This window comes from Campylobacter concisus, from assembly GCF_902460895.1.
GTDB classification, from domain to species: Bacteria; Campylobacterota; Campylobacteria; order Campylobacterales; family Campylobacteraceae; genus Campylobacter_A; species Campylobacter_A concisus_BC.
The window spans coordinates 92,878-105,161 of record NZ_CABPVL010000003.1; the positions used below are offsets into that span (position 1 = coordinate 92,878).

The window sequence follows — 12,284 nt, forward strand, 5'->3', positions numbered from 1 at the left end:
AATACCGCAAACAATGAAGCGATCACGTTTATAAATAAGTTGATATTATCAGAGAAAAACTCTGTCAGGCTTAGATGCTTCATGCGGTGATTATAGCTTTTAAGATTAAAAAATTGATGAAAATTTATCTAGCATTTTAGAAAAAATGGGCTATAGAACTAGATGTCTTACAAATAAAGGACCAGATGGTAGGATAGATGGCATAATAGACGAAGATGAGCTAGGACTTTCTAAAATTTACATCCAAGCAAAGAGATATAAGGATGGCAGCAACATTGGCAGGCAAGAAATACAGCAGTTCATCGGCGCTATCCCAAATAAAAATACCAAAAAAGATGTCTTTATTACGACGGCAAAATTTACAAAAGAGGCCCAAACGTTTGCCAAAGATAGTCAAAACTTTAGCGTAGTCTTGATAGATGGCGACAGACTGGCTGAGCTAATGATAAAGTATAAAGTAGGCGTTCAAACAGACCAGATATATGAAATTTGCAAGATCGACACCGACTTTTTTGATGAAAATAATTTTTAGCTACCAAATAAGCAATCTTTTGCTTTTTATCATATAAATTTTACTGTGCACAACACAAATAAACCCAAATTTTACCAACTCAAAACACTTTTTAAACCAAATTTCACTCTTATAAACGCCGTCTAAATTTTAAGTGTTATAATTACGGCAAAATAACGATTTTAAGGAGAGTGTATGTCCTCACGCATTATCACTGGCGTTTTGATGTTTGTTGCTATTTTAGTAGTTTTTTTTATAGATAATTATATTTTAAATTTTATTTTGCTTGGCGCTGTGCTTTACTTTGCCTTTAATGAGTCGCTCAAGCTTTATGACATCGATCACAAACAGCTAGTTTATGCAGCACTCGCATTTTACGTGCTTACATATTTTACAAATCCGATCTTCATAGCGATCCTAGCTATCATGCTGGTAGCATCTATCCTTGCGCATATAAAAAGCGAAAATTTAAAGCTAGTTGCCCCTTTTGTCTATCCGACAACTCCTATCTTTATGATGTGGATGCTTTACTCAGAGTATGGCATGGGCTATCTTGCGTGGCTTATCTTAAGCGTCGTTGCAAGCGATAGTGGCGCATTTTTCGTTGGTAAAGCCTTTGGCAAGCACCCGTTTAGCCCAAGCTCACCAAACAAAACCATCGAAGGCGCAGTTGGCGGCGTGGTAGTAGGCACCATAGTTGGCTGCGTCGTTGGAAATTTCGTAACAGATGGATTTTTTCAAATTCTATTTTCAAGCTTTTTAGTCTGCGTCTTTGCGGTCTGGGGAGATCTCTTTGAGAGCTATCTAAAAAGACTTTGCGGCGTCAAAGACAGCGGCACGCTTTTTCCAGGACATGGCGGTATGCTTGATAGGATAGATGGCTATTTATTTGGCGTTGTCGCGCTACTTTGGTCGCTATCGTGGTAATACTTGGCTCAACTGGCTCTATCGGCAAAAATACTCTTAATCTTTGCGAGAAATTTGACATTAGCGTTGAGGCACTAAGCTGCGCTAAAAACGTAGCTTTGCTAAATGAGCAAATTTTAAAATTTAAGCCAAAATTTGTCTGCGTGGGCGATGAAAAGCTAGCTAAAAATGTAAAAAACATTGAGGCCAAAAACATCTTTTTTGGAGAGGCCGGACTGCTAGAAATGCTTGAAATTTCAAGCTCAAAAAAGGTGATAAATGCCCTTGTTGGCTTTGCTGGGCTCGCTCCTAGTCTAAAGACGCAAGCACTTGGTAAAAGACTTGCTCTTGCAAACAAAGAGAGCCTTGTAGTTGGTGGTAAGTTTTTAAAAACAAGAGAAATTTTGCCAATAGACAGCGAGCATTTTGGGCTTAAATTTCTACTAGAAAACAAAACTCCAGCCAAAAAACTCATCATCACAGCAAGTGGTGGGGCATTTTATAAAAAACCGATCAAATTTCTAAAAGATGCCACGCCGTCTGACGCGCTTAAACACCCAAACTGGGATATGGGCGCAAAGATCACCATTGATAGCGCGACGATGACAAACAAGCTTTTTGAGGTGATGGAGGCCTACTGGCTTTACGGCATAAAAGATATCGAGGCAGTTATTGAGCCAACCTCGGCCATCCACGCCGTAGTCGAGTTTATCGACGGCTCAAGCACGATGCACCTCTCACGCCCTGATATGAAGCTAGCTATCGCGCACGCTATGCTTGAAAAAGTGGACGAAAATATCGTCTCTCACGCAAATTTACTTGATCTAAAAAATATAAAATTTCATAAGATCAGCCATAAAAAATATCCAGTCTTTTCGCTAAAAGACGAAGTCTTAGCTAGTCCTGATCTAGGTGTCGTCATAAACGCTGCAAACGAGGTTGGAGTGTTTAGCTTTTTAGAGAAAAAGTGCTCATTTTTAGATATATCAAGGCTCATTTTAGGCTCAGTAAAGAAATTTAGGAATTTAAAGATAACAACTCAAAATGAAATTTATGAAGTCGATAAAGAGGTTAGAGAATACGCAAAAAGGATGCTAAATGCAAAGGTATGAGGGGTATAAATTTGATCTTAGGCAAAGTCTCATCGGTGTGCAGTTTTTGTTCGTCGCCTTTGGTGCGCTCGTGCTCGTGCCTATCCTTACGGGGCTTGATGCAAACATCGCGCTCTTTACAGCAGGTCTTGGCACGCTGCTTTTTCAGCTAATAACTAGAAAAAACATCCCGCCGATCTTTCTAGCAAGCTCGTTTGCCTTCATCGCTCCGCTTCAGTACGGCATCGAAAAATGGGGCATACCAGTGACGATGGGCGGCGTTATATTTGCTGGATTTTTCTACGTAGCGCTAAGTCTTGTAGTTCGCTTTGGCGGAGAGAAAATTTTGCATAAAATTTTGCCTCCAGTCGTTGTTGGTCCTGTCATCATGACCATAGGCCTCATACTAGCTCCAAATGCCGTCAAAATGGCGACTTCGGCCACCGATACCTACACTCAAAACGTAGCGATGATAGTTGCAGCCACCTCGCTTATAGCTACTATCGTTGTCATGATGCTAGGACGCGGGATGTTTAGGCTTATACCGATCCTACTTGGCATCATCGCTGGCTACATCGTGGCTTACTGCTTTGGCATGGTTGATTTTAGCGCCATCGCTAACGCTCCTTGGTTTAGAGTGCCAAGCTTTAGCGCACCAAAATTTGAAATCGAAGCGATCATCTACATGATACCTATCGCCATCGCCCCAGCGATCGAGCACATCGGCGATATGCTCGCTATCTCAAATGTCACAAAAGAGGATTTTTTGAAAAATCCAGGGCTTAAAAATACCCTTTTAGGCGACGGCCTAGCCACCTCGCTAGCTGCTGCCTTTGGTGGTCCGCCAAACACCACTTACTCAGAGGTCACAGGCGCAGTCAGCCTTACAAAAGCGTATAATCCAGCGATCATGACCTTTGCGGCGATCACTGCTATTGTGCTAGCCTTCGTTGGCAAGCTTGGCGCAGTGCTCTCAACCATCCCAGCTCCAGTCATCGGCGGTATCATGCTACTACTTTTTGGCATCATCGCAAGCGTTGGCATGGAGACACTTATAAAAAACAGAGTAGATCTTGCCGATCCTAGAAATATGATAATCGTAGCCCTCATCTTCATCTTCGCCATCGGCGGCATGGTGCTTGACCTTGGCGCGGTTAAATTTTCAGGTATCGGACTTGGCGCGGTTACTGGTATAGTTTTAAATTTGCTTTTACCAAAAACAAAGCATTACGAAGGATATTAATGCGTAAATTTAGACTTTTTTTAGCAGTTCTAGCGGCTGCAAGCCTTGCAAATGCAAGCGCACTGGACTATGCACTTATCAAAAAAGGTGAGCCAAGTAGCAATACTATGCTCTTAATCGGTGGCATCCAAGGCGACGAGCCAGGCGGCTTTTTGGCGGCTTCTATCGTGGCGACTGATTATAACATCACAAAAGGCTCGCTTTGGGTCGTGCCAAATTTAAATTTCCCAAGTATCATCGAGCGAAGTCGTGGCACAAAGGGCGATATGAATAGAAAATTTGCCCACGTCGAAAAGGACGATCCAGACTACAACTCAGTGATGAAGATAAAAGACGTCATCACCGACAAAAACGTCACTCTCATCTTAAATTTACACGATGGCAGCGGATATTATAGAGATAAATTTATAAGTAAGGACGAAAATCCAGACAAATGGGGTAACACTTGCATCATCGATCAAAGCACACTGCCAGGCTCAAAGTACCCAGAGCTTGAAAGCATCGCATCAAGTGTAAAAGACGTGCTAAATAAGCACCTAATAGACCCAAAACATCAGTATCACGTCAAAAATACGCACACAGCGATGGGCGACAAAGAGATGCTAAAAAGCCTCACCTACTACGCGATCACGCAAAACAAGTCCGCCTTTGCAAACGAAGCTAGCAAAAATTTAAACGCCGAACAAAGGACATATTATCACCTTATAGCGATCGAGGAGTATATGAAAAAGGCTGGCATTAGCTTTACTAGGCCATTTGAGCTCGATGTCAAAAGCGTGAAAAAGGCGATCGAAAAGGAGATCAGGCTTGAGCTGTTTGACAGCTACGCTCTTAGCCTTAAAAATTTAAAACCAGTGATAAGCTTCGTGCCATTTAAAAAGGGCGAGCTAAGCTACCACTCGCCAAATCCGCTAATCGCCGTCATAAAAGAGAATGACACTTACAAAGTGCAGTATGGCAACCGCTCTGTCACAAGGCTAAAACCGCAATACTTCGAGTTTGCAAAGCCGCTTGATAAAATTTCTCTCTTGAGCGATGGCAACGAGCTTGTGCTAAAAAGTGGCGACAAATTTAGCGTTAAAAAAAGTTTTAAAGTAAAAACTCTCAAAAACGTGCGCGTAAATGTCATAGGATACGGCACAAAAAGCGTTGATGAGAGCGAGCAAGAGATCGATAAAAACAGCCTAAATAAAAGCTACAGCATAGATAAAGATGGCAAAATTTACCGAGTTGAGTTTTACAAAAGCGAAAATGACAAAGAGAAATTTGCTGGCATGATACTAGCGGAGTTTAGATGATACTTGGCATCGAAAGTAGCTGCGATGACAGCTCTGTCGCACTCATAGACGAAGAGACGCTGGAGCAAATTTATTATAAAAAGATTTCTCAAGAAGAGGAGCACGCTATCTTTGGTGGCGTGGTCCCAGAGCTAGCAGCGAGGCTTCATACAAAGGCACTGCCAGCGCTTTTAAATGATATCTTGCCAAATTTAAAAGATATAAACGCGATCGCTGTGACAAACGAGCCAGGGCTAAGCGTGAGCCTGATAGGCGGCGTCAGCATGGCAAAAGCGCTAAGTATCGCCCTAAATATCCCGCTAATCGCCGTAAATCACCTAGTTGGTCATATCTACTCGCTATTTTTAGACCGCGAAGCCACCTTTCCGCTTGGAGTTTTGCTAGTTAGTGGCGGACATACGATGATTCTTGAGATTAGCAAAAATGGCGAGATTACAGAGCTTGCAAGCACTAGCGATGATAGCTTTGGCGAGAGCTTTGACAAGGTGGCAAAGATGCTTGATCTTGGCTATCCAGGGGGTGCCGTCGTGCAGCAAAACGCACTTTTGTGCGAGGATAAAGATAGGTTTAAATTTACCGTCCCACTTCTTCACGACAAACGCCTTGAATACAGCTTTTCAGGGCTTAAAAACCAAGTCAGAGTTGAAATTTCAAAGCTTGAAATTATCACACAAAAAGATATTGCAGATATTTGCTACGCCTTTGAAAATACGGCCTGCGAGCACATTTTAAATAAGCTTGAAAAGGTTTTCAAGCTAAGAAATTTCAAGCGATTTGGCGTAGTTGGCGGAGCGAGTGCGAATTTAAATTTACGAAAAAGGCTTGAAGCGCTTTGTCAAAAAAATGAGTGCGAGCTTTTGCTAGCTCCACTTGCATTTTGCTCTGATAACGCGCTGATGATAGCAAGAGCTGGACGTGAGAAATACTTAAAAAAAGAGTTTATCTCGCATGATAAACTAACTATAAATCCAAGGGTTAGTTTTAAGAAAATAGAAATTTAAAATTAAAGTAAATTTGATGGTGGCTAAAGCTAGCCACCTTGCTTAAATTTAAAGCCTTTTTTTCATCTTTTCAAATTCATCTTTTATCACTTGCTCGTGTGGCTCGCTAGTCATTTTATTTATCGCGTCGCCCCAGATACTGACCATGATGATGGCTAGACTTGAGGTTAAAATGCCTGGTAAAATTTCATAAACATAGGCATTTAGCCCTGATGTTATCCAAAATATCACGGTCGCACCGCCAGCTATCATACCAGCAAGCGCTCCAAGTGCGCTCATACGTTTCCAGTAAAGGCTAAAAAGCAGTACCGGACCAAAGCTCGCGCCAAATCCAGCCCAAGCGTTGCCAACAACGTTTAAAACGTTATCTGTCGAGATAAAGGCAAGCACTGTGGCAATTATCGCCACGACCACGACTGCATAGCGGCTGATCGCTGTTTGCGTGCTTTGGCTCACCTCTTTTTTATAAAAGGCAAAGATGAAGTCCTTTGTGACCGAGCTTGAAGTGACTAAAAGCTGGCTTGAGATGGTACTCATGATCGCTGAAAGCACGGCTGAGATGATGATACCTATAAAAAATGGCGGGAAAAGTAGCTCGCCAAGCTTTAAAAATACTGTCTCAGGATCGCTTAGTCCGCCTCTTTGGCTAAAATAGACAAATCCGATAAGTCCGCTCATAATTGCACCAAGTAGGCCGATCGTCATCCAGCCGATACCGATCCTTCTTGCCTTTGCAAGCTCTTTTGAGTCACGTATCGCCATAAATCTAACGATGATATGTGGTTGCCCAAAGTAGCCAAAGCCCCAAGCTAGAAGGCCCAAAATACCCCAGAAAGTCTGGTCTCTAAATGGATTTAGGTGGTTTGCATCAAGCCTGCTTATCTCTTTTATCAAATTTGTATCGCTTGGCAAGTCTAAATTTAGATATGCCACGACTGGGATCGAAACTAGGACACAAAACATCAAAAGACCCTGAAATGCGTCAGTTATGCTAACAGCCTTAAATCCGCCAAAAAATGTGTAAAAGACTACGATTATGAGCGTAAAGACCGCTCCGTATGCGAATTTTAAGCCAAAAAAGCTCTCAAAAGTTTTGCCACCAGCGATGATACCACTACTTACGTAAAGCGTGAAAAATATTAAGATTATAAGACCTGAGATGATCCTTAAAATTTTTGTTCTGTCTTTAAAGCGGTTTTCTAAAAAGTCTGGTATCGTGATACTGTCGCTTGCAACCTCAGTATAGACCCTAAGCCTCTTTGCTAGAAATAAGTAGTTGCAGTATGCTCCCACGATAAGACCAGCTATCATCCAGACATTTGCCACGCCAGTTGCGTATAGAGCCCCGGGCACGCCAAGTAGCATCCAACCACTCATATCAGAAGCACCAGCGCTAAGTGCGGTGACGACTGGACCCATTTGACGGTTATCTAGCAGATACTCGTTCATACTTGCATTTTTATCGTAGAAATATCGTCCGATGAAGAGCAAGAAACCAAAATAGATGGCGATGGCTAAATAAGACCCAAAGCTCATAAATTTCCTTTCAAATAAAATAAAACGGTTATGTTATTACAAAAATATTTAAATTTCAATGAGCGGGCTCATTCCTTAAAAATTTTTAAGCAAAATGATATATATTTTTTCGTATCATTTAAGGCTACATTTTAAAGAAAGGACGAAGTTGAACGCTCAAAATTTAGCCAAATTTCTATTTTTTATAATAATTGTCTCGCTTGGAACATATTTTTTCTATCCAAGAGATCTCAGCGAGGCGCAAGAGATCGCATATATCAAAAGTTACGGAGTGACGCTAGGCCTTACTATAGGCGGTATTGCTATAGGTATAACACTTGGATTTATTTTAGCTTTTATTAAATTTTTAGATATCAAGGTTTTAAATTTCGTCATAGACGAGTATATCGACATCTTGCGTGGAACACCTGTAATACTTCAACTTCTAATATTTTCAGTGGTGATTTTCGCCACTTGGAGTGACAACTTTTATGTCGCTGTGATCGCACTTGGACTAAATAGCTCGGCTTACGTCGCTGAGATCGTAAGAAGCGGCATAAATAGCGTCGATAAAGGTCAGATGGAGGCAGCTAGGGCGATGGGGCTAAACTACTACGTTTCGATGCGTGAGATAGTCTTCCCACAAGCTACTAAAAATATCTTGCCAGCACTTGCAAATGAGTTTATCTCACTTTTTAAAGAGACCTCAGTCGTTGGCTACATAAGCGTCGTTGATATCACGATGCAAAGTAAGAGCTTGCAGGCGGTGTTTTACAGCCCAGAGCCAGTCATTTTTACGGGCATTGTATATTACGTGAGCGTTAAATTTTTCACCCTTTTGGTGAAACTACTTGAGAGGAGACTAAATCGCCATGATTGAGATTAAAAATTTAAACAAAAGCTATGGCGATTTGTGTGTTTTAAATGACATCAGCGTGGATATCAAAAAAGGTGAAGTCATAGCGATAATTGGTCCAAGTGGCGGTGGAAAAAGTACATTTTTGCGCTGCATAAACCGTCTTGAAGAGCCAGATAGCGGACATATCAAGATAAATGGCGAAGATATCCTAAATAAAAAATTAGACATAAATAAAATTCGCCAAAAAGTGAGCATGGTATTTCAGCACTTTAATCTTTTTGCAAATAAAAATGTCTTGCAAAATTTGACCCTAGCTCCGATAAAAGCTGGGATCTTAGACAAAGAGAGTGCCGAGAGGAGGGCAGATGAACTGCTAAAGAGTGTTGGGCTAAGCGATAAGAAATTTGCCTATCCGCACAAGCTCTCAGGCGGTCAAAAGCAGCGTATCGCCATCGCTAGAAGCCTTGCTATGGATCCAGAAGTGATACTGTTTGACGAGCCAACAAGTGCGCTAGATCCTGAGATGATCGGCGAGGTGCTTGATATCATGAAAGATGTCGCAGCAAAGGGCATAACGATGCTTGTGGTGACCCACGAAATGGGCTTCGCAAGAAACGTGGCAAATAGAATTTTCTTTATGGACAAAGGCAAGATAGCAGTTGATGATACGCCAAAAAATGTCTTTACAAATCCGCAGCACGAGCGTCTGCGAGAGTTTTTAGGTAAAATTTTAAATCACTAATAAGGAGTAAAATGAAAAATTTATTAAAAGTTTTAGCGTTAGGGTTAGTTATGTTTTTTATAGGTTGTGGTGATGATAGTGGCAAAAAAACAGCTGCAACTGCGCCAGAAGCTAGCAAAGAGGTAGTTTATAAGGTAGGATCAAGCGCTGATTATCCTCCATTTGAGTATCTTGATGATAAAAATCAAATCGTTGGTTTTGAGATCGATCTTCTAAATGAGATCACTAAAAAAACTGGGATCAAATTTGACGTTGCAAATATGAGTTTTGATGGGCTAATACCAGCTTTAAAAACAGGCAAGATCGATATCGCGATAAGCGGCATGAGTGCAACTGATGAGAGAAGAAAGTCTGTTGATTTTACTAAGCCATATTATTTTTCAGAGAATTTATTTATCCGCAAAAAAGGCTCAGATGTAAATAAAGATAACCTTAAAGATAAGAAAATTTCAGCTCAAGTTGGCACGCTTCAAGAAGAGGCAGCTAAAAATATCACAACTCAGTCAATCCCAGCTGAAAATGTAGCGGCAGCTATAATGTCACTAAATGCTGGCAAAATCGATGTTGTGCTAACCGATAGCCCAATAGGTGTTGAGTTTTTGAAACAAAATCCAGACTTAGAAGAGTTTTTAAGACTTCCTGACGGCACAGAGGGCTTTGCGATGGCATTTGATAAGGGCAAACATACTGATCTTATCAAAAAGATAGATGCTGCGATCGAAGAGCTACAAAAATCTGGTGAATTTGACAAAATGCTCGCTAAATACGACCTTAAAAAATAAATCCTAATATAAATTTGCAAGAGGCAGGATGCTTCTTGCAAAAAATCTCACAAATTTCTAATTTATAAAATTAAATATTATTTAAATATATTGTAATAAAATTGTCAATTTGATTTAAGGAGAATATAATGAAGTCACTCAGGATGAGAACGGCACTTGTGCTAAGTGTCATGCTTTTGGTTTGTGTTAGTGTGGTTGGTCTTGTGACCTATAACATGGCTAAAAATTTATATACCGACAGGGTCGAAAGTAAAGAATTCCCACTTGCTGTCAATGAAGTTGGTTATAAAATAGAATCTTACATCGATAAGATAATCGACGCTTCTTATCAAATAACTCAAAATAGCTTCTTAATAGACTGGGTCAAAAATGGCGAGGACGAGCACGGCAGAAAGGTCTTGTTTGATTATTTTCAAACTCTTACTAAAAATTTAAAGCTAGATACAATAATGTTTGGCTCAGACAAAACCCTAAACTACTATGTCGAAGATAAAATTTTAAAGGTCATTAACCCAGAAAATGACAAATGGTACTACGCCTTAAAAGATGGTAGTAGCCCAAGCCTAATCGACATCAACAAGGCTGAAGACGGCAGTGGCAAGATAATGATGTATATAAACTACAAAGTTCAAAAAGATGATAAATTTTATGGTATCGCAGCAACTGGCGTAAATTTAAGCGAGATAGTAAATTTTGTCCAGTCACAAAAGATAGGTCGCGGCGGTAAATTTCTACTTGTCGATGAAAAAGGTGACATCAAGATCGGTAAAGACGTAAGCGGCAATCTAAAAGATTTAGTTGGCGATGCAAACCTTAAAAAGCTGATTAACGAAAACGGCAGCTACATTTCGCTAGATAAAGATGGCAGAAATTTATTGATCGGCTCAAAATATATCAAAAGTATGGGCTGGTATCTTATCGGCGAGCTTGATAAAGACGAGCTTTTAGAGGATCTAAACTCACTTGCTTATGCATCTGTTGGAGTGCTTGTAGTGGTGCTTATTTTGGGATTATTGCTCTCGCTTTATCTATCGTCTTACCTCCTAAAAATCATCCTCAAACTAAAAACAGGCCTGCTATCTTTCTTTGATCTACTAAATCATAAGACAAATAAAGCAGAGCCTATAGAGATAACATCTAAAGATGAATTTGGTCAAATGGCAGAGCTAATAAACAAAAACACAAAGGCCATTGAAGATGGTATGAAAGATCAAAGTATCTTCATCCAAAAAGCCAACACCTTTGTAAATGAGATAAAAGATGGCAACTATGAAGCAAGCTTAGAAGCTGATACTAATAACCCAGCACTAAATCAACTAAAAAGCACATTTAAAGATCTCCAGCTTGCTCTTAAAAATGCAATCTCAAGTAATGGTAAAGATGTACTTGATCTACTAAACACTTATAAAAACCAAGACTTTACAAAAAGACTTGATGATGATGGTAAGATAGCAAGTGGTATAAACTCTCTTGGCATAGAAATATCTAAAATGCTAAATGACAATCTAAACCAAGCTCAAGTACTAGAAGAAAAAGCTAAACTTCTAGCTAGCTCAGTATCAAAAGTAGCAAGCTCAGCAAACACTCAAGCAAATAGCTTACAAGAAAGTGCAGCTGCAGTTGAGCAAATGTCTAGCTCAATGAATGCCATCTCTCAAAAGACAGCTGATGTTATAAGACAAAGTGATGAAATTAAAAACATCATAACTATCATTAGAGATATAGCAGATCAAACAAACCTTCTAGCACTTAATGCTGCAATAGAAGCAGCAAGAGCTGGAGAACATGGTAGAGGATTTGCTGTTGTTGCTGATGAGGTTAGAAAACTAGCAGAAAGAACTCAAAAATCTCTAGGTGAGATAGAAGCAAATACAAATGTCCTAGCTCAATCAATAAATGAGATGAGTGAATCTATAAAAGAGCAAAGTGAAGGAATTAACATGATAAATCAATCAGTTGCTCAAATAGATCACCTAACAAAAGAAAATGTTGTAATTGCAAACCAAGCAAACGAAGTAACATCAGAAGTAGATGAGATGGCTAAAGCCATAGTTGAAGAGGTTAGGAAGAAGAAATTCTAGCTTTTTTATCCAAAGGGGGACAAGGGGACTTGAATTACGAAGCCGTCCCCTTATCTCCCTTTAGATCCCACGTCTGCTTGCAGTTACGAGGCGAAGCCCGAGTAAAATCCCCTCGCACGTTAGATGCGCATGCGATAGCACTATTGTGCCGCATGCGTTTCGAAAGCTCTAATAAATTTTAGATACACTCGCTCATGAAATTTTAAAATTTGCTAGACTTCTTTTGACACACGTAACTATACACTTTACAAGCTT

At 40.2% G+C, this 12,284-nt stretch carries 11 protein-coding genes and 1 pseudogene; 11 read left to right on the forward strand and 1 reads right to left on the reverse strand.

All coding sequences use genetic code 11. The features are described from left to right. Window positions 1–112: 112 nt before the first annotated feature. The 6 genes from F3G98_RS06280 (at window position 113) to tsaD (ending at window position 6,050) form a co-directional block, all read left to right on the forward strand. Window positions 113–532: a restriction endonuclease gene (locus F3G98_RS06280; protein WP_439952266.1), complete on the forward strand. Its 420-nt coding sequence runs from the start codon at window positions 113–115 to the stop codon at window positions 530–532. A 174-nt stretch (window positions 533–706) separates the two neighbouring features. Continuing rightward, window positions 707–1,438 (forward strand): phosphatidate cytidylyltransferase, encoded by a 732-nt coding sequence (locus tag F3G98_RS06285; protein WP_103608120.1) that lies wholly within the window; start codon window positions 707–709, stop codon window positions 1,436–1,438. Then, window positions 1,420–2,529 (forward strand): 1-deoxy-D-xylulose-5-phosphate reductoisomerase, encoded by a 1,110-nt coding sequence (gene dxr / locus F3G98_RS06290; protein ID WP_103608119.1) that lies wholly within the window; start codon window positions 1,420–1,422, stop codon window positions 2,527–2,529. Before F3G98_RS06285 ends, dxr begins: the two co-directional genes overlap by 19 nt. After that, complete coding sequence (locus F3G98_RS06295; RefSeq protein ID WP_103608118.1) at window positions 2,516–3,751, forward strand: uracil-xanthine permease family protein; 1,236 nt, start codon at window positions 2,516–2,518, stop codon at window positions 3,749–3,751. The genes dxr and F3G98_RS06295 overlap by 14 nt, the downstream gene beginning before the upstream one ends. Then, window positions 3,751–5,049, forward strand: a complete 1,299-nt coding sequence (locus F3G98_RS06300; RefSeq protein WP_149725905.1) for a M99 family carboxypeptidase catalytic domain-containing protein — start codon at window positions 3,751–3,753, stop codon at window positions 5,047–5,049. Before F3G98_RS06295 ends, F3G98_RS06300 begins: the two co-directional genes overlap by 1 nt. Then, window positions 5,046–6,050 (forward strand): tRNA (adenosine(37)-N6)-threonylcarbamoyltransferase complex transferase subunit TsaD, encoded by a 1,005-nt coding sequence (tsaD, locus tag F3G98_RS06305; RefSeq protein WP_149725906.1) that lies wholly within the window; start codon window positions 5,046–5,048, stop codon window positions 6,048–6,050. The genes F3G98_RS06300 and tsaD overlap by 4 nt, the downstream gene beginning before the upstream one ends. Window positions 6,051–6,098: 48 nt before the next feature. Here tsaD and putP read toward each other — a convergent pair whose 3' ends face one another. Next, window positions 6,099–7,586: a sodium/proline symporter PutP gene (gene putP, locus F3G98_RS06310; protein ID WP_103608115.1), complete on the reverse strand. Its 1,488-nt coding sequence runs from the start codon at window positions 7,584–7,586 to the stop codon at window positions 6,099–6,101. Between the two features lie 148 nt (window positions 7,587–7,734). Between putP and F3G98_RS06315 the strand changes: the two genes are divergently transcribed. The 5 genes and pseudogenes from F3G98_RS06315 (at window position 7,735) to F3G98_RS11115 (ending at window position 12,029) form a co-directional block, all read left to right on the forward strand. Beyond that, window positions 7,735–8,445: an amino acid ABC transporter permease gene (locus F3G98_RS06315; RefSeq protein WP_012140157.1), complete on the forward strand. Its 711-nt coding sequence runs from the start codon at window positions 7,735–7,737 to the stop codon at window positions 8,443–8,445. Next, complete coding sequence (locus tag F3G98_RS06320) at window positions 8,438–9,166, forward strand: amino acid ABC transporter ATP-binding protein (protein WP_149712124.1); 729 nt, start codon at window positions 8,438–8,440, stop codon at window positions 9,164–9,166. The genes F3G98_RS06315 and F3G98_RS06320 overlap by 8 nt, the downstream gene beginning before the upstream one ends. An 11-nt stretch (window positions 9,167–9,177) precedes the next feature. After that, window positions 9,178–9,948, forward strand: a complete 771-nt coding sequence (locus tag F3G98_RS06325; protein ID WP_149725907.1) for a basic amino acid ABC transporter substrate-binding protein — start codon at window positions 9,178–9,180, stop codon at window positions 9,946–9,948. Between the two features lie 215 nt (window positions 9,949–10,163). Beyond that, window positions 10,164–10,889: pseudogene (locus F3G98_RS11110) on the forward strand (cache domain-containing protein); the annotation flags it as partial. Window positions 10,890–11,438: 549 nt separating this feature from the next. Further along, window positions 11,439–12,029: a methyl-accepting chemotaxis protein gene (locus tag F3G98_RS11115; RefSeq protein ID WP_411160833.1), complete on the forward strand. Its 591-nt coding sequence runs from the start codon at window positions 11,439–11,441 to the stop codon at window positions 12,027–12,029. The last annotated feature ends 255 nt before the right edge of the window (window positions 12,030–12,284 follow it).

Bases quoted from the DNA above. Each gene is read 5' to 3' on its own strand.
- F3G98_RS11115 (WP_411160833.1), top strand. From the start codon at position 11,439: ATGCTAAATGACAATCTAAACCAAGCTCAAGTACTAGAAGAAAAAGCT.
- tsaD (WP_149725906.1), top strand. From the start codon at position 5,046: ATGATACTTGGCATCGAAAGTAGCTGCGATGACAGCTCTGTCGCACTC.
- putP (WP_103608115.1), bottom strand. From the start codon at position 7,586: ATGAGCTTTGGGTCTTATTTAGCCATCGCCATCTATTTTGGTTTCTTG.
- F3G98_RS06320 (WP_149712124.1), top strand. From the start codon at position 8,438: ATGATTGAGATTAAAAATTTAAACAAAAGCTATGGCGATTTGTGTGTT.
- F3G98_RS06325 (WP_149725907.1), top strand. From the start codon at position 9,178: ATGAAAAATTTATTAAAAGTTTTAGCGTTAGGGTTAGTTATGTTTTTT.
- F3G98_RS06285 (WP_103608120.1), top strand. From the start codon at position 707: ATGTCCTCACGCATTATCACTGGCGTTTTGATGTTTGTTGCTATTTTA.
- F3G98_RS06300 (WP_149725905.1), top strand. From the start codon at position 3,751: ATGCGTAAATTTAGACTTTTTTTAGCAGTTCTAGCGGCTGCAAGCCTT.
- F3G98_RS06295 (WP_103608118.1), top strand. From the start codon at position 2,516: ATGCAAAGGTATGAGGGGTATAAATTTGATCTTAGGCAAAGTCTCATC.